A 22,448-nucleotide genomic window follows, 5' to 3' on the forward strand; every position below is an offset into this window, starting at 1 on the left:
GAAAAAAACCGAACAAATTCGAATCATTAAGATTTCGAATTTTGTCCGGTTTTTCCTTTGGTCCGCTATGCTTTTGTCCCAACTGCTCCGCCAGAACCGTTACTGCTTTTGATAAAAGAAATTGTCGACGACCTGTAAACCGTATTGTTGGGGCTGAAAAATCTGCTCTGTACTGCCAACAAAAAACAAGCCATCCTTATTCAGTGAATTGCTGAAATTTTGATAAACAGTTTGTTTTGCTTCCTCGGTGAAATAAATTAACACATTTCTGCATACAATCAAATCCAGATTTTGTTCAAATCGATCAGACAGAAGATTATGCTTTTTAAATTGAACCAATCGCTTTATGGAATCGTCTACCCGGTACAAAGGTCCATCCTGATGGAAGTATTGTTTCTTCACTGCTTGTGGAACTTCCTTCAACGACCTTTCCGGATAAATGCCTTTTCTCGCTCTTTCCAATACAGCTTCATCCAAGTCGGTTGCAAGAATGGAAATATTGGCAGGGTCCATATATTGACTTAGAATCATGGCAATCGTGTAAGGCTCTTCCCCTGTCGAGCAAGCAGCACTCCAAACCTTGAGTTTTCTTTTCTTGTTCAAGAGAGACGGCAATAATTTTTTCTCTAAGACGTCCCATCTTGAATAGTTCCTGTAAAACTCTGAAACATTAATCGTGACCCTGTCCAGAAATTCCTTAAGCATCGTTTGATCTGCGGACATGGCATGATAATAGGAGACAAAATTATTAAAGCCTCGCTTCTCCCTTAGCGTGTTCAAACGTCTCTTCATCTGTACTTCTTTATAAAGATGTAAATCCAAACCGGTTTTCTTATGTATTAAAGCAGTGAACTCCTGATAGTCTGTCATTCAACTTTCTCCTCTTCTTCCACCCATGATAATTATTATCCTAATGAAATTTAGTAGATAAGTAAACAAAAAATAGAAAATTTTACAGAAAAACCGGAAATTTCAGCGATGAAAGGTAGAAATATGAGCAATGAAAACGGACATATAGTGAAAATGAATGTGTAAATTCAGTCCGCATTCATGGAGCGAGGGCAAGATGTGGAAACACCGCCAAGAACAGTACGAGTTGAATATCCCGCAAAAAAAGCGGTTGGTGCTTTCGGAGGAACAAGCTGAAGCAGTGCCCTTGGAGTGTGTAGTATCTTGCCATGGGGTTTTGAAGCAAGCATCATATAACAGGGTAAGGGAAGTATCGTTTAAAAAACCGAGCGGATCCGCTCGGTTTTGGATTTACAGGCCATGCTTTTGTCCCGGCTACTTTTCGTTATTACTCGATCAGTTCTGCGAGTCAAACTAATACAACCAGCTTTTATTAATTTTTTCATATTGTAATAGTTCCCGTTCCTCGAAAAACAAATTGATTTCACGTTCGGCGCTTTCAGGAGAATCCGAACCATGGATGATATTTTTACCGACCGTAACCCCGTAATCTCCTCTGATTGTCCCAGGTAATGCTTCTTGCGGGTTCGTCTTTCCCATCATTTGCCGGGCCGCAGAGATCACTTCATCGCCTTCCCACACCATCGCAAATACAGGAGATGATGTGATGAAGGAAACCAGTTCATCGTAAAACGGTTTTCCCTTGTGTTCTCCATAATGCTCTCCGGCTAACTCTTCACTGATTTGCATTAATTTCGCAGCCTTCAATTGATAACCTTTCTTTTCAAACCTTTCGACAATGGCGCCGATTAAATTTCGCTGTACTCCATCAGGTTTAACCATAACAAAAGTTTTTTCCATTACTTCCACCTCTTCGCGATAATTTGGTATGTATGAAAGCGCTAACCTAGTAAAGTCTATCAAATTATTGCAAAAATTACAATCGCAATTAAGATTTCCGCTTGCCGATATATTTTGCTATATCCTTCAGCGTCTGCTTGGCTTTGATATCCGGAAGTTCATCAAGTGATTGATAGGCTTTCCTTAAATATTTCTCACTCAACTCATACGACTTATCAATGGCTCCTGAAGCTTTGATCCTTTCGATAAACGGGCGTATGTCATGATTGGTCAATCTTGAAGGGTCATCAAACAAGGTTGTCAAATCTGACCGGAAAACCGGATTTTCCATCGCATAAAACACCGGCAAGGTGAGGTTTCCTTGCAGCAGATCGCTGCCAGCTGGCTTTCCAAGCTCTTTTTCTGTTGCAGTGAAATCAAGTATGTCATCGATAATCTGATAGGACATACCAATGTTGTATCCATAGCGATAAAGTGCTTTTTCATAGTGTTCCGGAACTTCTGCCGCGATGGCGCCGAGCCGGCAGCTTGAAGAAATCAATAACGCGGTCTTTCGCTTGATCCGGCGCAAATAATTCCGCACGTTCTGGTTCACGACATATTTATCTCGTATTTGTTCAACCTCTCCTATGCATAGTTCCACAATCGTTTCAGATAGCTGCTTATGAGCACGGGGTTTTTCCAAAGAGGTCAAATATTCGAGCGAACGGGCGAAAATATAGTCGCCTGTGTACATAGCCACGCGGTTATCCCACCTTGCTTTAACGGTCGGCTCCCCCCGGCGCAATTCAGATTCATCGATAACATCGTCATGGACAAGAGAGGCCATATGTATTAATTCCATCGAAACGGCGATCGTCTTCATTCGCTCGATATCATAGTTCCCGAATTTAGCGGCCAACAATACGAATACAGGGCGGAGACGTTTACCCCCGGCCTGTAATAACTGCTGGGATGCATCCCTCAGAACAGGATGTTTAGCGTGGATGGTCTTGTCGAGAGCTTTTTCGATTTGATCCAAATCTTGTTTTAAATAAGAATAGGTCATTGCTAATTTCATGTTGGTCACCTTTGCATTAAGTTTGAGATGGCTTTTCTCCCATATGCATAGCGGCTACTCCACCTGTATAGCCTTTCATTTGCACATTGGTCATACCAGAATCCAGAAACATGGTCCGCAGTTCCTGTTTTCCCGGAAAATCTTTTGCTGATTCATGAAGCCAGGAGTACTCATCATAGCTTTTGGCAAACATCCTGCCGAACAATGGCATGATAAAGCGGAAATAAAAATAATAGACTTGCCGGAATCCAGGTGCAGTGGGTTGTGATGTTTCCAGGCAAACCACCTTGCCGCCAGGCTTCACAACTCTCGTCATCTCTTTCAGCACTTGCATGTAGTCCGGGACATTGCGCAAACCAAAACCGATTGTTACAAAGTCAAAGCTGTTATCGTCAAAAGGAAGCTCCATGGCATTTCCGTGAACAAATTCCAATTGCTCGATACGTTGTTCCTGTTGTTTAGTCCGGCCGACTGACAACATGTTTTTGCTGAAATCCAAACCGACAACTTTGCCCGATGTTCCTACAGCGTCGGCCAAAGCCAAGGACCAATCTCCCGTACCGCAACAGACATCCAGTGCTGAGTCTCCTTTTCGGACATCCATCCGCTTCATAACATCCTTCCGCCATGCTTTGTGCCTTTGAAAAGAAATGATGGAATTCATGACATCATAACGGTTATATATTTTTTCAAAAACGTGGTGAACACGCTCTTCTTTTGTTTGTTGATTCATTGCGGTCAACCTTCCTCCACAATTTGTGAATTGTTTCCCAAATATTCGTAAATGATTTTATTCGTATATGTTTTCAATGACTGAAAGTGGACCGGAAGCTGGGACAGTGTTTCTTCCACTCTGGAAAAACTCAGCTGGATGAATTGCTCGACCGTATTGACGATTTGATTATAGTGAACATTGTGTGCAGGCCCTTTAGTCAACAAGTCGAAAACAGGTGAATGTTCCTGTTGAAGATAACTATGTTTTTCCTTTATCAGCTTTCTCGTCAGGAGCCAATTACTCGTAAATTCATTGACCGCAGAGCGTTCAAAATATTCAGCTACACGCCGGATCAGCAATGACTCAATTTGCTTCAAGGCATCCATGAATTCCTCAATCGATTCAAATTCTTTATAATAGACTGTCATCTTGAGTTCATTGATTTCTTTAATTGCAGATGCCAGAGTGTGAATCATCGCTATATCATCAAGCTGGGATAAAAAATAATAATATAAACCGCTGAAATAATCGCCGGCAAGGACTGTGAGCTGCCTTTGCTTCTTCGTGTGGTCGGTTTCGTTTCTTTCCTCATGCTTGGCCACCAAATCATGTGTGTCCAATGCTATTTGGACTAACATGACAGTTATTATGTAATTTTTCTTCTTTGTCTCCGAATATGTAGTGTTTTTGACGATAGAGGAAAGAATATATAATTTATCTTCATCGATGACGGGCTTTTGAATATACTTCTCCAAATAGGAATGTTGTATCTTCTTTTCAATCGCTTCTTTTATTTCCCCAAGCGGCATATTCGATATTTTCAAAGTGATCACCCAAGCCCTTTCATGCATATTCCCAATCTTGTCTAATCTATAGTATAACATAACTCCAGCAGGTTATCGCCTAAAGTACCTCGGCAATTTGTCTGAGATGGAAGGGCAAGTGCAGGAGAAAATTGACAAAAATAAAAAGGGTGCTTAAATCGCACCCATTTGCCCTTATGTAAATTATTTTACATTATCTTTCAGGGCTTTACCCGGTTTGAAAGCCGGAACCTTGCTTGCAGGGATTTCAATTTCATCACCTGTTTGAGGGTTGCGTCCTTTACGTGCAGCACGTTCGCGCACCTCGAAGTTTCCGAAACCAATCAGTTGTACTTTCTCACCGTCTTTAAGTGAATCCATGATAGATTCAAAAACTGCATCAACAGCTTTTGTAGCATCTTTTTTAGAAAGATCGCTTTTTTCTGCGACTGTGTTAATTAGTTCAGTTTTGTTCATGACATTCACCTCCTCCCAATGTTTACTTACCTGTTTCGAACAATGAAGTCATACTTCCATTTGTTCACAATAATTAAGTATTTTATACCTCCGTCATCTGTTAAAAAGATGACATGGCTTATAATAAACGAGTTTTAGAGGAAATTCAACAAAAAACAGCAACTTTATTCAATTTTTGTGCGCATTTCCTTTATTTATTAAGCCCGGGCATATTTGGATAGTATCACAGTTGAATACTGTCAGCAAGCAGTTTTATGGCTATTGAAGAAAAAAATCAAAAAATAGATGAAATTTGTTGCAATTTAAAGCAATAAATTCTCATCAGGTTTCCTTTTGGATGTATGAAGAAGTTTCTTATCTCAGCCGCTTTTTCCTGATTAGACATTTTTCGCCCTGAGCATACAAAAAAGCGGCCTTGAGCAAGCCGCTAAAGAATGATTGCTATTAGTCCGCCGGAACCTTCATTGATGATCCGTTCCAGCGTTTCTTTTAATTTATACCGGGCATTCTCCGGCATAAGGGACAACTTCGCTTGTATTCCCTCTCGGACAATAGAGCTCAGTGATCTTCCGAAGATGTCCGATTCCCAAATAGACAAAGGGTCTTCCTCGAAATCCTGCATGAGATAACGTACCAATTCCTCGCTTTGTTTTTCTGTTCCGATGATTGGGGCAAACTCTGATTCTACATCTACCTTGATCATGTGGATGGATGGCGCAACAGCTTTTAGTCTTACACCGAAACGGGAACCCTGTCGGATGATTTCCGGTTCATCAAGCACCATATCTTGCAGGGTCGGAGCCGCAACACCATACCCGGTTTGTTTGACCATTTGCAGGGCTTCTGCAACCTGATCGTATTCCCGCTTGGCATTGGCGAAATCCTGCATCAATTGCAAGAGATGGTCCTTTCCTCTGATTTCCTCGCCAACAATTTCTTTTAACACCTGGTCATACAAGTAATCCGGGGCCTGCAAATCGATTTCTGCTACCCCTTCGCCCATTTCCATTCCTGCCAACTTCGCTTCGTCGATATAGTCATATTCACTGAAATTCCCGACAACTCGGTCGACATCCCTCAATCTTTTGATATCCCTGACTGTTTCCTGTATAGCTGATTGGTAATTTTCCCGTAGCCAGTGTTCTTCATTCAATACCATCACCCAGCTCGGAAGGTTGACATTGACTTCAAGTACAGGAAATTCATACAGAGCTTCGCGCAGCACATTATACACATCGTGCTCTTCCATGCTCTCCACACTCATTGCCAAAACCGGTATATCATATTTTTCGGTTAATTCCTGTCGCAATAGTTCTGTATCCTGCTTATATGGCTGGACAGAGTTGATGACCATGATAAACGGTTTGCCTACTTCTTTTAATTCTTCCACTACTCTCGCTTCAGACTCTAAATAATCTTCACGGGGAATTTCACCAATCGTTCCGTCGGTAGTGACGACTACACCGATAGTTGAATGTTCTTGAATGACTTTTCTGGTACCGATTTCGGCCGCATCATGAAACGGAATCGGCTCCTCATACCAAGGTGTGTTGATCATTCGCGGGCCATTCTCGTCTTCAAAACCTTTGGCTCCCTTGACCGTATATCCGACGCAATCGACGACCCGGACATTCACATCAAGACCTTCATCCACTTGGATGGACACAGCCTGATTCGGTACAAACTTAGGTTCGGTTGTCATAATGGTTTTCCCTGCCGCGCTTTGCGGCAATTCATCCTGTGCCCTTGCCCTTTCCCCTTCATCCTGGATGTTCGGCAAAACGACGAGTTCCATAAACTTTTTGATGAAGGTCGACTTACCTGTACGTACAGCACCCACTACTCCCAGGTAAATATCTCCATTGGTCCGTTTCGAGATATCCTTAAAAATATCTACTCTTTCCAAAAAATCCCCTCCCGGTCTACTTCGCCATAGAACGTTACGAATCTTTGACATTTAAATTCTATGACGTTGTCCTATCAAAATATGACTTGTTTAATTGAAAAAGTTGAAAATAAAAAGAAAGGAAAGCGCAAGGGATGGTTGCAGACATTTCTCTCGACTGAAGGCCAAACAATTTATCAGATAAAAACACTCGGCCTCGTCCTCCAAGCTTCTGATCAATCCTCACAACAACGCTGGGCAGGCTGGTGACATGGATGCTTGCAAAATAAATGTCGCTGCCTTACACAGCCACGAAGTTGCTGCCTCCTTTATGTAACATACAAAATCCCTTGCCACATTATATGCAGCAAGGGATAAAGTATTCGAAGACAGTTTCACTCCGCAGTCGTTAATTCAGTTGCGAACACAGGCTCTTCTCCTTCAATCGTGTATGGTAGCGAATAAGCCGGAACGAAAGGCTTGTTCTCGGGCAGAATATAGCGTATATCCTCCCCATTTTCATAGTTATGTTCATACGATTTCATCGCTTCATACAGATCCGGGCGGTAATCGACATATACTTCTCCGTCTACGTCCATCACGAGAGACAGATTCTTCTGTGAATAAGGACTTTGAATCTGCGGGGTTTCCTCCAGGCCAATTTTATCATAATTGATTTGGTATATCCCATCGGCTATCTGTTCGCCAAACGGAGGATACAGATGTTCATCACGATACAAATCGACTTGCCTCCTGACAGTCCGTACCTGCTGGGCAATTCGCAAATCGATAAGTTTGACCTCTGGATTTTCTTCCGGATTAATCAACACATACTGATAAATGCCGCCATTTTCGAAAGCTGTTCCAGGAATACTGGAGATATATCCTCCTTGTTTTAGGGCGGTGAAATCGAGCAGGTATTTCTGAAAAATCGGGGTATCACTCGGTTTTGTTTTTATTGGGACAAGCCCATTGTTATCTTCTCTATACTGCGTGACAGCATGCTGGATCGTTTCAAGTTGCACCTCATTGGGCACTTGATTCTTCGTAAGTTGATCATTTGGATACAAGCAGCCGCTAAGTAAAAGCGTCATAACCATCAAGCCTACAGCCATGAACCATTTCATTTCTAAATCCTCCTAAACAGCAAAGCGCTAAAATAGCTGAGACGCTCTGTTTCCTTATTCAATCAGCCAGTCGGCCCGCTAAAGACAATATAAAAAATAATCAATCCGCCGACAATTAAAAATATATAAGCAAGAAGGGCCACAATGCCGGCCAAAACACCCTTCAGTTTATATCTACTAAGTAAAATCAGACCAATAGCCAAAAACAAAAAAATAATTCCACCGAAGGAAATATACATATTCAACATGGATTCTGACAAAATTCCCACTCCTCTTCATACATTCGGACAAGACAAATATGCATTAGATATTATAACATAATCCATTTTCAGCAGTTATGTAAAAAAGTAAAAATTTTTGGTTCTCTGTCAAATGTGGTGATGTGATTCTTCTTCCACCCTCTCTTTATCTAAAGGCTCATTCTAAAAAAGCCATTTTACTCAGACTGCAGAGGAAAAAATCGCTTTCCTTGAACGAACACCCGAGCCTCCTGGCAAAGCCCGCTGCGGGGTCTCGTCCGCCCGTTTTTCCGCGGGAGTCTCGCTTATTTCCTCTGCTACGCTATTTCGCTCTATAGATCCATTTCAACCGCTTGCTGCCATGAAATTTTAAGCTTTAATCGTTGGTGTCAGCAACTTTAGGGGAACAAAGAGAGAGAAAATGGGTGCATTTCTTTGCGCCATACAGGAACACCCATCACGACAGCGGACACCAACACATTCAGTATAGAGCCAAATTTTTGCTGGCAAAAATGTACTTAACCCTGAAAAAACACAAAAAACCGAGGTAGAAGGGGCAGATCTACCTCGGTGCGACTAAATAATACCCATTGCGGCTCTAAAATGAATGCTTGTGCGATTTATATTATGCGAGCCTTATCCACTTTGTATCATCACTTTGCCCAGTGTCTGCTACTTTTTAAACAGCTTCCCAAGCGAGTTCATATCAGCTGGCATTTTGTTGCCTGTAATAGACTTGACGATTTTATCCTCTTTTTCTTTCGAAATAGGCTTATCTGCCATTTTGGCTAATTGCTTGACCAGCCTTCGAACCGTTTTTTCATCTGAAAAGTCCGCGTTTTTCACAGATTCTGCCACTTTGAAAATTTGATCAGGCTTGATATTGGAATTTTTCTGGATCTGGTCAAACATATTTTTTTGAAAGTCGCTCACGTTCATTCCTCCTTGCCTTCGTCTTCCCAACATTATATGCAAGGGGAGGAACAGCGTGTTAACCAGAAATACGATTATTCAAGATTGCCGAAAGATCTTCCATTTCCTGACGCCTTACACGCGTCATCAGTTGGTCCACTACATCTCTTGGAGCGGCGTCTTCAAACAGGATACGGAACAACCCATCGGTGATCGGCATGTCGATGCCATGTGACTCTGCAAGCTGGTGTGCAGCCTGTGTGGTCCGTACTCCTTCGACCACCATGCCCATATGCTCCAAAACATCATCAAGTTTTTTTCCTTTACCCAGCAGATTTCCAGCCTTCCAATTTCTGCTGTGTACACTGGTACACGTGACGATCAAATCCCCTACACCTGTCAAACCTAGAAAAGTGAGTGGATTTGCTCCCATGGATGTACCGAGTCTGGCAATTTCAGCAAGACCCCTGGTTATCAAGGCTGCTTTGGCATTGTCTCCATATCCCAGACCATCGGAAATCCCTGCACCTAGTGCAATAATATTTTTCAACGCTCCGCCTAACTCCACTCCAATCATATCGGGGCTTGTGTACACTCGTAAATTGCCATTAATGAACAAATCCTGAACCTTTTTCGCTTCTTCGAGATTCTCTGATGACGCTGTCAGCGTCGTCGGCTGTCGTTGACTTACTTCTTCCGCATGGCTGGGGCCTGACAGAACGACGACTTTATCGTATAGATGATCCGATAACTCCTCGTCGATCATTTCTGATACCCGTTTAAAACTGCCCGGTTCTATGCCCTTGGTTCCATGGGCGATCGTGACCTGCCGATCCAGAACCTTGTTCAGTTGAAGGCATACGTCTCTTATTGCTTTGGTCGGAACCACAAGGAGCACGGTAGAAACCCCCTGCACAGTTTCACCTAAGTCATGAAAAGCTGTAATCCCTGACGGCAGCCGCACGCCTGGCAGGTAACGTTCGTTTTGTCCTGTTTCATTGATTGTAGCTGCCTGGCTTTTTTTATGAGACCACAAGCGTACTTCATGTTCATTGTCGGCAAGCACCATGGCGAGCGCCGTCCCCCAGCTTCCCGCTCCTAATACTGCGATTTTTTCCACGGAATCTCCTCCTTATTTTCTACGTCTTGCGAAAATTTTTATTGGGGTGCCTTCAAATCCAAAGGCTTCTCTGATTCTGTTTTCCAAAAAGCGCTCATAAGAGAAGTGCATTAATACCGGATCATTTACAAATACAACAAAACTGGGTGGTTTGACAGCGACCTGAGTCGCATACAAAATCTTCAGTCGCTGTCCTTTGACAGTCGGAGTCGGATTCATTGCCAAAGCATCCATGATGACATCGTTCAAGACATTGGTCTCGACACGCTTAGCATGGTTTTCACTTGCCTCCAGAACGCGCGGAAGCAAGGTGTGAATCCGTTTTTTTGTTTTCGCCGACAAGAATACAATCGGTGCATAGTCGAGAAATTGGAAATGCGCTCTGATTTGATCTTCAAATTCTTTCATCGCCTTTTCGCTTTTCTCCACAGTATCCCACTTGTTGACGACGATCACAACGGCTTTCCCCGCTTCATGTGCGTAACCGGCTATCTTTTTGTCTTGCTCGATGATACCGGTTTCGGCATCGATCAAGGTTAAAACAACATCTGAACGTTCAATTGCCTTCAATGCTCGCAAAATACTGTATTTTTCAGTAGTTTCGTAAATTTTTCCGCGTTTTCGCATTCCTGCTGTATCGATGATGACGTAATCCCTGCCATCCTTTGTAAACGGTGTGTCGACAGCGTCCCGTGTCGTCCCGGCTATATCACTGACAATGACACGCTCTTGATTGAGCAGTGCATTCACCAAGGAAGACTTGCCGACGTTCGGACGGCCGATAAGACTGAAGTGGATGGTTAAATCGTCTTCTTCCGCTTGTTCAAGTTCTGGGAAGTGTTTCACCACTTCATCAAGCAAATCACCCAAACCCAAACCGTGTGTTCCAGAAATCGGGAAAGGTTCGCCAAATCCAAGCGAATAAAATTCATAAATTTGATCACGCATTTCCGGATTATCTACTTTGTTGACTGCCAGTACGACAGGTTTATTCGATTTAAACAGCAACTTGGCCACTTCCTCATCAGCTGCTGTAATTCCTTCCCGGCCATTCACCATGAAGATGATCACGTCAGCTTCATTGATGGCCACTTCCGCCTGCTCGCGCATTTGTACAAGCAGTGGTTCATCCCCGATTTCGATTCCTCCGGTATCAATCAGGTTAAAGTTGGTGGTCAACCACTCCGCCTGTGAATAGATACGATCTCTGGTTACGCCGGGTATATCTTCGACTATGGAAATTCTCTCTCCGACCAGCCGGTTGAAAATGGTCGATTTACCAACATTCGGACGGCCGACTATTGCTACAATTGATTTTCTCATGAAAGGTTCATCCTTTCTTTCTACTATAACTTCTATCATTTTGTATAAAACCGAAGGCTCTAACTTTTCTATTTTAGCAAAAGAGGAATTTTTAAACAACGCTTTTCGGTACAGCAAGGTCAAGCTGGTTTCTATTATGCAAAAAAGTTGTATATCAATGTTTGACAATGATATACAACTGATCACTTAGTGCATGGCTGATCCCGTCCAGAATCGCTTCTAAATTAGCTGCCACTTTTTCCATCTCTTCCTGTGTGTCGCACAGAAAGATGGGTGCTCCCCCGTCGATTTTTTCTTTGTTAAGGGTGATGACTGCCAATATCGCTTTTTCCATTTTCATTCGTTGTCATCCCCCTTTTTGTTCGCTTTTGATTCGGAGGGCATCCGGATTGCATTTTCCAAAACCGGAACTGCGCCGATTATTCGTTTAGCCTTGTCGATATCCTTATCCTGCGGCAAAATAAAAACTCCGATACGGCCATCATCCAAATCCCGCTTTATCAAGGGAACCAGCGCCGGCGTACCGGAATCCCGAAATACTCCCAGAGACACAGAGGCATCGTGAAGAATGGCCTGACGCTGTCCTAAATTGGCGATCGTCGAACGTACATTGAAATTTTTCGGAGTGAGGATAAATCCCATTCCGTACTTCAAAATTTCTTCCTGCCGTTTGGGCAGACCGATATTCATAATGTAGATATTATCGACATATAATCCCGCACCTTCGAAATGAAGCTCATGATGCTCGATGTCGACCAATTTTTTCAAAGTAGCTCCGCTCATGAATTTCCTGATGATGAGATAGCAGACAAGAGAAGCAAGAATGGCGATCCAAACATTCCATACTAAATAGGTTAACGTAGCAATAAAGGATGTGAAAATGACCAGATAATTTCTCCCTTCAAATGCAACTGCTATTCCTTCTATGTATGTATTTCCCCTGGGCACCAATTCGTAAGCGTCCAATTCCGTCAACGTATTTCGCTCCATATTCCGAACTTCACGAAATTGCGATGCAGCAATGGTCAGAAACGTGACAGCCGTAAACTCTTTTTCCATAATGGCGGGAACAGCTACGGTGCCGAGCGATGCAGCGATAAATCCTAACGATATATGGATGACCTTGCCATGCAAATATGTCGGGTATTGCCGATAGTCTGTCCGTAACATGACTAGTCTGGCCATGGTCCCGACCACTACACCAAATAAAATCGGATAGGTATATTCATTCATGATTCCACCTCATTTTGAGCTTTCTTTCTATAGTTTGAGCAACTTGATCCAACTTTTGCTTTGCAACTAGGGTTAGTCTGAGTAGAATGATGAAAGCTATACCTACAAACAACAAATCAAAAAATGAGTGTTCGCCGATCGATGGATGAAAACCATAACTGTTCATGATCAACCCATGGAGTATTTCACCACTGGTAATACCAAGGCACCAAACCATACACTTCTCGATCAATGTTTCAGTCAAGAAAAAAAGCAAGACAAGTCCTATAACCGGAATCATTAACAACCGGGGCACAAACAGCCAAATCGGACTGATCATTTCCCAAAGCAGAATACCGACATAACAAAATGTCATGCACAAGCTGCCAAACAATAGCAAAATCCAATCCTTTTTCTTTGCGAGATATAGAATCCCGGCAAAAAAAGAAACCACTGTAGCGAGGTTCAACTTACTATCCCATACAGTTATGTTGGTGTTTGAACAGGTTAAAAGCAAAAGAATCACAAAAGAAACATAAAATCTTGTACGATTCTTTTTCAGTAAAAAAGTTGTGGTTATCCATAACAACCAGCAAATCCAATAAAACAACAATCCTTCCACGGGCTTCACCTTCCATTAGCATTATGGCTTTCCGAAAGTATTTTTAAACCCGCAATCTATCACGCACAAAAGAAAAGCGAGGCGTCATGCTCAGCCCCCGGACAAACTCAAGTAAACTTTCAGAAGCTTTATGCCACGCAGTGGATGGATTAGTCCCTCGAGGGAGTATGCTGGAGCTGGAAGTTTCTGCATTTGTACTTTCTTAAGAAGTGGCCGGGACAAAAGCATGGCCATCAAAGCAAAAAACCGAGCGAATTCGAAATGTCATTCCAATTCACTCGGTTTTTGACCTTAATATTCCTAGACAGACTTCTTATTATCCTGTTATTTGATGGTGTTTCTTATCGCTACGGTAGATATTATGTGTTCCACGCGCACGGCTACCACTTCCTCAGAAAGCACCAACCGCTTTCTTGCGGGATTTTCAGCTCGTACTATTCCCGTTGGAATCTCCGTTGCGAAGTACCTCGCCGTAGTGGAGATTCGCCCTTTAGAATGGTTTTTACTAACAAAAACCCGAACGAATGGTGAAATCGTTCGGGTTGCTTTTTGGTCACGATACTTTTGGTTACTAAGCTTTTCTACCGCTTTATGTTGCTCTTTGTTCTAGCCATTCCTTTAAATATCCTGTGACGACATAGGGTTTGCCAGCCAGTTGTTTCGGCTGCCTGCAATTCAAAAGCATCATGATGATCCGCAATTCCTCATGAACGGCACCGATGCGATTCAACAGCGCATCCATCCCGTCCTCCATCAGCACTTTGAGCAAGCTGCCGGCCATACCAAACCCTTCGGCTCCAAGTATCAATGATTTAGCACCGTCCATCCCGTTCCGTATGCCCCCCGAAGCAAATAGATGAGTATCAGGCAGCACTTCCCGGATTTCTTTGACGGATGCTGGTGTAGGAATCCCCCAACCATCAAAAACGGATAGAGGGTCTTTCCTACGACGGTTTTCCACCTTGGAAAAACTGGTTCCTCCCTTTCCGGCAGAATCCAAATATCGAACCCCTAGTTCCCGCAATTTCCTGGCAGTCTCTTTTGATAATCCGTGCCCTACCTCTTTCACAATAACAGGAACAGAAATGCCTTGCACAATAGATTCGATCCTACTTTCCATGTTGCGGAAATTCCGATCCCCTTCTGGCATGATCAATTCTTGCAAAACATTTAGATGGATTTGCAATGCATCCGCTTCCAGCATATCCACAGCACGTTGAGCTTGCTCTACTGTCGACTCAGTTCCGACATTTGCGAAGATGATTCCATGGGGATTCTCTTTTCGGACAATACGGTAAGAAGGCTCTTCTGAAGGATCTTTTAACGCCGACATCTGGGAACCGACAGACATGCCTATACCAGTCACGGCAGCTGCGGCGGCTAATTGGCCATTGATTTTTTCCGTTTTGCTGCCGCCACCCCCAGTCATGGCATTAACAAAAAGGGGCGAACTTAAAGCAAGTCCGCCCACATTCGTCTGAAGATCGATATCTTCCCAATGGAGAGAAGTGACACTTTGATGGACAATCTCCATGTCATCAAAAGGACTCCAGCCCTCTTGATTTGATTCTAACGCATATTTAATATGCTCTAATTTTCTTTGTTGTCTGCTCATCCATTTTTCACCATCACTTATACTTGTCGAGCTTATCTCCGATCATATCCCCTAATTGAAAGCCAGAGTGATCTTCTTCTTTTTCATATTGTTTCAGTTCAGCTTGATCCTGATCGCGCTCCAGTTCTTTGATACTTAAAGACATGCGTTGATCCTGTTCATTCACATCAAGCACCTTTACTTGAACCTCTTGTCCCACATCCAGTACTTCCTGTGGAGTACCGATATGCTGGTTCGAAATTTGGGAAATATGGACAAGTCCTTCTACTCCCGGGAACACTTCGACAAATGCGCCAAAGTTCACGAGCCTCTTCACTGTCCCTGAAACTACAGAACCAGGTTGTACCTTTTCTTCGATACCATCCCACGGTCCGGGCAATGTTTCTTTCAAGGATAGAGAGATGCGCTCATTGTCCCTGTCGACAGAAAGCACTTTGACATTGATTTTTTGTCCTTCTTCAACGACATCCGAAGCTTTTTCCACGTGCTGATAAGATAACTGAGAAATGTGGACAAGTCCATCGATACCTCCGATATCCACGAACACACCAAAATCAGTCAGCCGTTGAACAGTGCCTTCCAGTACTTGCCCTTCTTCAAGAGACTGAAGTATCTCCTGTTTGCGGTTCGCTTGTTCAGCTTCAGAAACTGCGCGGTGGGAAAGTATCACCCTGTTTTGCTCGCGATCAAGCTCCACCACTTTCAGGCTTAATGCTTTATTTTTGTAGTCAGAGAAATCTTCCACATAATATGTTTCTACAAGAGAGGCCGGGATAAACCCACGCAGTCCCACATCGACTACTAAACCACCCTTAACCACATCTTTCACTTCTGCTTCGAAAATTTCGCCGCTGTTGAATTTTTCTTCTAAGTCTTCCCATGCTTTGTCAGCATCGACTGCACGTTTGGAAAGTACAACTTCATCATCTTCTACTTTTTTCACTTGTAGTGTCAACTCATCGCCTTCAGCCACTGCATCTGAAGCTTTTTCCACATGCAGGCTGGAAAGCTCACTGATAGGTACAATCCCTTCCACTTTATAACCGATGTCAACGAGCACTTGTTTTTCCTCTACTTTAACTACCTTTCCTGTCACCTGATCACCGGTAGATAGCTGTTGTAAATCTGAAAATTCATTGTTCATTTCATCCATAAAGAGACCTCCTTCAATTTCCGACACAACCAATCTTATGAAATGCCTTTTTTCTAACTTCTAATATTTACCCATTTTTGTCAAGCGATAGACAGTGAACGCTTACCGATTTTCATCAATCAGTTTTTGGATTTCCTGCATAATCACTTGGGTAACATCCTTTGCTGATATTTTATTTTCCCGATATTGTTCCATTTCAATCGGTTTTCCGTAAACAACTTTTAATTGTTTGAATGGTTTATAAGGGCCGATGATGGCACAAGGAACAATGTATGCCTTCGATCGGAGGGCAAAAAATCCCGCCCCCGCCAAACCTTTTCCGACTTCGCCGGTCTTGTTCCGCGTCCCTTCAGGAAAAAGTCCTAGAGTGTTTCCTTCTTCCAGAATGTTCAAAGCCTGACGCAAAGCGTTCCGGTCTTTCATACCCCGCTTGATTGGAAAAGCATGCAGCCTGGTCAACAATCCTCCTAAAAATGAATTATTGAATAATTCCTCTTTAGCCATGAAATAAATATCCCGCGGGGACGTAATGCCAACCACCGGCGGATCAAAATTAGAAATATGGTTGGAGCAGATGATCACCGGGCCTTCATCGGGAACATTTTCTGCACCGACTACTTTAATCCGATATATCGGGTAAAGTATAGCAGCTACAACGTTCTTAGCAAAAGTATATAGACTCATAGTTCAAAATCCCCTCTAGCTTTTTCTCGCATTCCCTACCACTTCCAAAATTCGATCCGCAACCCCCTGAATGGAAAGAGAAGTAGTGTCGATTTCCACCGCGTCCTCCGCTTTGATCAATGGAGATGCTTCACGCTCTGAATCCAGTTGATCTCTTTTTTCAATTTCTCTTTTTAATTGCTCCAGGTCGGAAGCAAACCCTTTTTCCTTATTTTCTTTATGTCGTCTTTCCGCTCTCTCTTGTACCGAAGCCACTAAAAATATTTTGACCTCGGCGTCCGGAAGTACATGGGTGCCAATATCTCTTCCGTCCATCACTACGCCGCGTTTGGCTGCAAGTGCTTTCTGTCTTGAAACCATTTCGGTACGTACTGCAGGGTGTTTCGCCACCACCGAAACCTGTCCGGTAACCTGCTGCCCCCTGATTTCGCGGGAAACGTCCTTACCATCCAAAAGAACGCTTTGACCATTGTTTGATTGCTGTAAATCAATCGTTGTTTTTTGCAACAATTTCAACAGGGCTTGTTCATCTTCCAGATCAGTGCCTTTTTGGATTGCCTTATAGGTAAGGGCCCGATACATCGCTCCTGTATCAATATATACGTAAGATAATTCTTCAGCGATTAATTTTGCAACTGTACTTTTCCCTGCTGCTGCGGGGCCGTCGATTGCTATGGCTAGTTGATTTTGTTCCATTTGTTACTACATTCCTCTCTTGCTATGATATATGTATGATTTCTTTAGCTGTCAATTAATTACGAATTCCCTTTCTCGTATCCAGTCCGCGTCTTCTTGCTTCAAGCTGCTTCTCGAAACAATATCGGATAATGGACTGTCGATTCTGTTCATCTATTTCTTCGAATCGGACAGATAAGAGTGGGCGTTGTCCATCCGGCCGGTCGTGGGTGCGGATAGCCTCCGCTTTTACCTTAACATACGAAATTTCCGTCGATTCCATTGGTAAGACAATCAATAATTCCAATCGTTTCTCCGGAAGAATCTCTCTTCCGGGCGGCAGTACAAGTGACAATCCGCCTCCACTTATATTTTGTGTGATGGTGGTAAAAGGAAGCAGTTCCTTTTCTGGATCATGTACAGAAACATCCACAGCTGATTCAATCCGCACATACTCTCGCCGCTGAACCTTTTTCAATTGACCTGCTCCTGGATAGTTTAACACAAGTGTCGGGATTTTTAACTTCTTCTTGTCTTTTAACTCGGTTTCAAAACTATACACCGTATTTTCCTCACCGACGAAACTTGCCGTGAAAATGGTCCCTCGTTCAAAAAGATTCGTTCTTCCGGAAACTTGATGAACCGGATAATCCACATATAAAAAACTTCCTTGTTGTTCAACTACCTTGCATCGATAACGCTCTACTTCATTAGCCTTCTCTATCTCTAACGTGAGCGGTGTGCCGATTTTTATCAAAGGATCCGCCTCTCTTTATCTTTTATTTAGTCTATTTATTATCTCAAAAAACAAGGAAAAGGGAAAGGAGTAAATCCCTTCCCTAAACTGCATCATCAAATTTCGCTTCTGCCCCTTGTAATTTTTCCACTTTTTCTTCGGCACCGTTCGAAGCATTGATGAAAATTCTGTACGTATCGTCCCCCAGTACACCTAAAAATTCATGGGTGAGCACTTCTTCACCAGAATCGTTTTCTATGACCGCCAGACGATTTTCCTGTATTTTCACGTTGTGGTTTACTTTATCCTTCGCTTCTTCCGCTGTAAGCTCAGGATCCGGCAAGTCGCGCTCCTTGTGGTTCAAGTAGTAATCCCGGGACGTAAAGCCCAGAACATCTCCATTGTCAAGCGCCACTTTCACTTGAACAGAGTCGGGATACATACGTACATCTTCTTGGGTGTACAAGAAATTGTACACGCCGACATTGTTGTATTGACTGCTTTGGAAGAGTTCCATGTCTTCCATCTTAAGATCCTTCAGATAATCTTCCGCTTTGTTCATTCCTTCGTTGAGACTGATGCCCGGATCCTTGACCTCTCGATTGATAATCAACGACAAGGGATGACCGCCTTTAACCGACATGTCCATATAGCCGTCCCTTCCCGCTTTATGGAAAGATGCACTATAGGTTGCTACTTCGGCACCATCCCCTGACTTCGTTATCTTGATGTCCGAAGCATCTCTCACTTCAAACAATGCTTGTGCTTTTTTCAAAGCCTGTTTCTTGTTGATGTTTTCACCATTCAGGAATTGATACTCGTGTTTCTTGTTCGAAGTTCCTGTCATACTGACACCAAGGTTTCCCTCTGTATATCCTTCTACTGTTTTTTCCACTGTTTTAAATCCATCGACGATGGTATTGTCCGCTTGTTTATCATTGGTAGCCAGGGCGAGCTGCACATCCATCCAACGTAAGTTGTTCTCCAACACAAGGTGTTGGACTTTCCGCAGTTCGTCTCGTATTTCCCCGGATTTATCGTAGAGGGATTCCAGGTTATTCACCTCTCCGTCAGTCAATGGATCTTTTTCCAAATCCCTGATGGCTGTATTATAACTAAAGTCTCCGATATCGGATAAAAACTCTTCTGTTTTGTTGAATGGCAGCAAAGCCAACGGAAGCTGACCGACATCATTATGCGCTTCTGATGTAAGCCGCCATATATCTGCCAGTTGGGGGGATAAACGTTCCTTTGTATTCATCGCCAGTGTCGTTCCGATTTGGTCATGCAGTAAGTCCATATGATAGGATAAATCATGGAACGATCGCTGATACGTATTTTCCGCCTGGACAAGAATAGCGTTTTTCTCTTGATGTTCTTGATAGCCCCATATTCCTGTCGCTCCCACCGCCAAAGCCAGTACTGCGATTAATATCCATCTTATCATTTTGCGCGCCACCTTTCTTACATACAGAATATGTGCTTGCCGATTTGTTTAATTTGCGGTCTTGACCAAATCCAGTCAGATGTAGCTGTATTTGGATTAAAATAGTAAGTAGCCTCACCAGTTGGATCCCAGCCATTTATCGCATCCAGTACTGCCTGTTCGGCAGATTCATTCGGTGTCAGCCAAATCTGCCCATCTGCAACAGCGGTAAAAGCCCTCGGCTCAAATATTACTCCTGATACAGTATTGGGAAATGTAGGACTTTCAACACGGTTGAGAATGACTGCCGCTACAGCAACCTTCCCTTCATACGGTTCTCCTCGGGCTTCGCCGTGGACGGCATTTGCCATTAAACGTATATCGTTTTGTGAAAAACCTCCAGGTACATTGACAGCCGTCGGTTCAGCTGGTGTACCTTCATCCTTTTGCTCATTTTCTTTCTTGCCAGTCTGCTCCTTACCGCCGTTTTTCACTTGCTGTTCTTTTGGTGTTCCCCCATAATGAGTGAACTTTTTGCCTTTTCTTATTTGCTCCTGAACAAACCCTTTATCATACTCACTTGCTTTTTCAAGCTTCTGTTTTGTTTTCGTGCCGGCCATTCCGTCGATTTCCAAACCAAATTCATACTGGAAATTCCGGAGCGCCCAATACGTACCCCAACCGAATACACCGTCAATCTTTCCATTATAAAAACCCAAATATTGTAACCTTGCTTGTAATTCGATGACATCTTCACCTGAAGCTCCATGCTGGATGACTTGCGGGCTGAACGCCTCTACAGGACGAAGCCCATCCGCAGATGGCATTCCAGCCACCAAGAGAACCGTAAAAAACAAGAGAATAACTGTTCGTTTGAACCGCATACCATTTCCTCCTAAGAGTATCAAAGTCTTCGTTGTTGGCTTATTTTTTGAAAGCATGCTATTTTTATACATGGGAAGCAGGAGAATAAGATACGGTTCTGGATTGGCGAAATCTCGAGCGAGGTCCGAAAGAAAAACTGGTACTGTCACATCCACTCGTCCTATATCGTTTCAGATGATAAAAAAGCTACCCATGCCTTGGCATGGATAGCTTTGATTGGCTTATTGAATTTGTGACTTTTTTTCCGTCAGTACGACAACGTTTTTATATTCGTGCTGGTTCGCCAATTTGACTTTACGGAGTGCAAACATCCACAAAAGAATCATAAAGGGTGTCATGACATAGATCCAGGAGGGAACTGCTTCTAAGATGAAGTCATAAAAACCGTGAAGACTTACAGGAATCAACAGTGCTAATACTTGGGAACGTCTGACGTTTTTCGTCAAAAATTTCGCTCTTCCAAGATAATAACCCATAATCACACCGAACAATGCGTGAGACGATACAGGAAAAATCGCTCTGCTAAATGCGTATTCCACACCATGTGCAAGGAGGTAAAGCAAGTTTTCCACTGTCGCAAAACCAAGGCTGATGGCGACACCATATATAATGCCGTCGTAAAGAGAATCAAAGTCGGTATATTTATAAACCGTATAAAGAAAGATGAACCATTTAAAGAACTCTTCCATTAACCCGGTCAGTAAAAAAGATCGAATCAGCGGCGTCTGGCCGATTCCTTCTTCCATAAAAGCATACTGGATAAACATCAAAGGAAACACCAAAAGAGCCCCGTACAAAAAAGTCCGGAACACAGTGGTCAACGGTTCTGAATCCAATCGGTCTTTTAAATAAAAAAATGACATAAGCGCCAGTGTCGGTGCAATCCCGGCAGAGAGGACAGCAAACATGTCGACACCCTCTTTCAATCTAATATCATTCATCGTATCATGAAGTTGGAGCAAATAAAATAGTCCTAATAAAAGTAGGTGAAAAACTTGAAAAAAATACTAATCATCCATACAGGCGGCACTATTTCCATGCAAGAAGATAAAAGAAGCGGCACCGTTTCGACATCCAGCGAGCACCCGCTTTCTAATTCAGCATCATTGTTCCATCATGATGCGCATATTGAAGAAGATTTTTTATTTAATTTACCGTCCCCGCATATAACGCCTGCCCACATGCTCGAATTAGGCAGACGAATCCACGACAAGCTTGCAGCCGGGAATTTTGACGGGGTTGTCGTAACGCACGGGACCGACACATTGGAAGAAACAGCTTACTTTCTCGACTTGTTTTTACAAACCAGAAAACCAGTTGTCGTCACTGGGGCTATGCGCTCCAGCAACGAGGTCGGCTCAGATGGATTGTATAACCTAATCAGCTCCATCCGCGTCGCCAACACAGATGAAGCCCAGGATAAAGGTGTACTCGTGGTAATGAACGATGAAATCCACACAGCAAAAAATGTCACCAAAACATCTACAAGTAATGTAGCGACATTTCAAAGTCCTCAGTACGGACCGATCGGGATTATTACAAAGCAGGAGATCTTGTTCCATCAAAAACTCATCTCTTATGAATCTTATCCTATCCAGCAATTGACCAAGAATGTGGCGTTAGTAAAAGCGTATGCCGGGATGGACGGCAGTCTTATCAGCGCCATTCACAGCACAGGCATTTCCGGCCTGATCATCGAAGCGCTCGGCCAAGGAAATGTTCCAAAGGGGATCATTCCCGCCCTTCAGCAAATACTTGATGACGACATTCCGATCATACTCGTTTCCAGGTGCTATCAGGGAATAGTCCAAGCCACCTATATGTATGAGGGAGGCGGAAGACAATTAAGGGATATGGGAATCATCTTCGCCAATGGGCTGACCGGACCGAAAGCCAGAATAAAATTGATGGTTGCGTTGGAATTGACAAACAATTTGACAGAGCTGGCTCCGATGTTCGAATGATTTGCCGAATCGCAAGATAGAAGAAAAGCTGCAGGAGCCATTTTC

Annotated in this window: 24 protein-coding genes; 1 reads left to right on the forward strand and 23 read right to left on the reverse strand. The window is 43.2% G+C overall.

What is annotated here, in order from left to right:
• Positions 1–99 precede the first annotated feature (99 nt).
• The 23 genes from F6X55_RS08490 to prsW form a co-directional block, all read right to left on the reverse strand.
• Complete coding sequence (locus F6X55_RS08490; protein WP_026570125.1) at positions 100–870, reverse strand: CheR family methyltransferase; 771 nt, start codon at positions 868–870, stop codon at positions 100–102.
• Positions 871–1,323: 453 nt separating this feature from the next.
• The gene (gene ndk, locus F6X55_RS08495) at positions 1,324–1,770 is read right to left on the reverse strand and encodes a nucleoside-diphosphate kinase (protein ID WP_026570124.1); all 447 of its coding nucleotides are present in this window, start codon (positions 1,768–1,770) and stop codon (positions 1,324–1,326) included.
• Between the two features lie 88 nt (positions 1,771–1,858).
• Positions 1,859–2,830: a heptaprenyl diphosphate synthase component II gene (hepT, locus tag F6X55_RS08500; protein ID WP_026570123.1), complete on the reverse strand. Its 972-nt coding sequence runs from the start codon at positions 2,828–2,830 to the stop codon at positions 1,859–1,861.
• A gap of 16 nt (positions 2,831–2,846) precedes the next feature.
• A complete protein-coding gene (menG, locus tag F6X55_RS08505) occupies positions 2,847–3,563 on the reverse strand; it encodes a demethylmenaquinone methyltransferase (protein ID WP_026771247.1) in 717 nt (238 codons plus the stop codon).
• Between the two features lie 5 nt (positions 3,564–3,568).
• On the reverse strand, positions 3,569–4,378 hold the full coding sequence (locus F6X55_RS08510) for a heptaprenyl diphosphate synthase component 1 (protein ID WP_026570121.1): 810 nt from the start codon (positions 4,376–4,378) through the stop codon (positions 3,569–3,571).
• A gap of 174 nt (positions 4,379–4,552) precedes the next feature.
• Positions 4,553–4,825 (reverse strand): HU family DNA-binding protein, encoded by a 273-nt coding sequence (locus F6X55_RS08515; protein ID WP_035426707.1) that lies wholly within the window; start codon positions 4,823–4,825, stop codon positions 4,553–4,555.
• A 427-nt stretch (positions 4,826–5,252) separates the two neighbouring features.
• Positions 5,253–6,731 carry a stage IV sporulation protein A gene (gene spoIVA, locus F6X55_RS08520; RefSeq protein ID WP_026570119.1) on the reverse strand — a complete coding sequence of 493 codons (1,479 nt, stop codon included), beginning with the start codon at positions 6,729–6,731 and terminating at the stop codon, positions 5,253–5,255.
• Positions 6,732–7,105: 374 nt separating this feature from the next.
• Positions 7,106–7,837: a hypothetical protein gene (locus F6X55_RS08525; RefSeq protein ID WP_026771246.1), complete on the reverse strand. Its 732-nt coding sequence runs from the start codon at positions 7,835–7,837 to the stop codon at positions 7,106–7,108.
• 62 nt (positions 7,838–7,899) lie between these two features.
• Entirely contained in the window at positions 7,900–8,097 is a 198-nt protein-coding gene (locus F6X55_RS08530) for a DUF2768 domain-containing protein (RefSeq protein ID WP_026570117.1), read from the reverse strand.
• 651 nt (positions 8,098–8,748) lie between these two features.
• On the reverse strand, positions 8,749–9,009 hold the full coding sequence (locus F6X55_RS08535) for a stage VI sporulation protein F (RefSeq protein ID WP_026570116.1): 261 nt from the start codon (positions 9,007–9,009) through the stop codon (positions 8,749–8,751).
• Positions 9,010–9,067: 58 nt separating this feature from the next.
• Positions 9,068–10,108: an NAD(P)H-dependent glycerol-3-phosphate dehydrogenase gene (locus tag F6X55_RS08540; RefSeq protein WP_153462734.1), complete on the reverse strand. Its 1,041-nt coding sequence runs from the start codon at positions 10,106–10,108 to the stop codon at positions 9,068–9,070.
• Positions 10,109–10,120: 12 nt separating this feature from the next.
• Positions 10,121–11,431, reverse strand: coding sequence for a ribosome biogenesis GTPase Der (der, locus tag F6X55_RS08545; protein WP_153462736.1), 1,311 nt, complete (start codon positions 11,429–11,431; stop codon positions 10,121–10,123).
• 154 nt (positions 11,432–11,585) lie between these two features.
• Positions 11,586–11,771, reverse strand: coding sequence for a capping complex subunit for YIEGIA (locus F6X55_RS08550; RefSeq protein WP_026570113.1), 186 nt, complete (start codon positions 11,769–11,771; stop codon positions 11,586–11,588).
• Positions 11,768–12,664, reverse strand: coding sequence for a YIEGIA family protein (locus F6X55_RS08555; protein WP_153462738.1), 897 nt, complete (start codon positions 12,662–12,664; stop codon positions 11,768–11,770). The genes F6X55_RS08550 and F6X55_RS08555 overlap by 4 nt, the downstream gene beginning before the upstream one ends.
• Positions 12,657–13,265 carry a YphA family membrane protein gene (locus F6X55_RS08560; protein WP_026771243.1) on the reverse strand — a complete coding sequence of 203 codons (609 nt, stop codon included), beginning with the start codon at positions 13,263–13,265 and terminating at the stop codon, positions 12,657–12,659. Before F6X55_RS08560 ends, F6X55_RS08555 begins: the two co-directional genes overlap by 8 nt.
• A 589-nt stretch (positions 13,266–13,854) precedes the next feature.
• The gene (gene fni / locus F6X55_RS08565) at positions 13,855–14,880 is read right to left on the reverse strand and encodes a type 2 isopentenyl-diphosphate Delta-isomerase (protein ID WP_153462740.1); all 1,026 of its coding nucleotides are present in this window, start codon (positions 14,878–14,880) and stop codon (positions 13,855–13,857) included.
• Positions 14,881–14,893: 13 nt separating this feature from the next.
• Positions 14,894–16,033, reverse strand: a complete 1,140-nt coding sequence (gene rpsA / locus F6X55_RS08570) for a 30S ribosomal protein S1 (protein ID WP_026570110.1) — start codon at positions 16,031–16,033, stop codon at positions 14,894–14,896.
• 102 nt (positions 16,034–16,135) lie between these two features.
• A complete protein-coding gene (locus tag F6X55_RS08575; RefSeq protein WP_026570109.1) occupies positions 16,136–16,717 on the reverse strand; it encodes a lysophospholipid acyltransferase family protein in 582 nt (193 codons plus the stop codon).
• A gap of 15 nt (positions 16,718–16,732) precedes the next feature.
• A complete protein-coding gene (gene cmk, locus F6X55_RS08580; RefSeq protein ID WP_153462742.1) occupies positions 16,733–17,413 on the reverse strand; it encodes a (d)CMP kinase in 681 nt (226 codons plus the stop codon).
• 55 nt (positions 17,414–17,468) lie between these two features.
• Entirely contained in the window at positions 17,469–18,149 is a 681-nt protein-coding gene (locus F6X55_RS08585) for a flagellar brake protein (protein ID WP_026570107.1), read from the reverse strand.
• 82 nt (positions 18,150–18,231) lie between these two features.
• Complete coding sequence (gene ypeB, locus F6X55_RS08590) at positions 18,232–19,575, reverse strand: germination protein YpeB (protein WP_026570106.1); 1,344 nt, start codon at positions 19,573–19,575, stop codon at positions 18,232–18,234.
• Positions 19,576–19,592: 17 nt separating this feature from the next.
• Positions 19,593–20,381 (reverse strand): spore cortex-lytic enzyme, encoded by a 789-nt coding sequence (sleB, locus tag F6X55_RS08595; protein WP_237648627.1) that lies wholly within the window; start codon positions 20,379–20,381, stop codon positions 19,593–19,595.
• A 279-nt stretch (positions 20,382–20,660) separates the two neighbouring features.
• Positions 20,661–21,347 (reverse strand): glutamic-type intramembrane protease PrsW, encoded by a 687-nt coding sequence (prsW, locus tag F6X55_RS08600; protein WP_035426705.1) that lies wholly within the window; start codon positions 21,345–21,347, stop codon positions 20,661–20,663.
• A gap of 87 nt (positions 21,348–21,434) precedes the next feature.
• On the opposite strand from prsW, the gene F6X55_RS08605 reads away from it, so the two are divergent.
• Complete coding sequence (locus tag F6X55_RS08605) at positions 21,435–22,403, forward strand: asparaginase (protein ID WP_153462746.1); 969 nt, start codon at positions 21,435–21,437, stop codon at positions 22,401–22,403.
• Positions 22,404–22,448: the final 45 nt, after the last annotated feature.

Origin of the sequence: Sediminibacillus terrae (assembly GCF_009602435.1) — a bacterium.
Taxonomy (GTDB): domain Bacteria; phylum Bacillota; class Bacilli; order Bacillales; family Amphibacillaceae; genus Sediminibacillus; species Sediminibacillus terrae.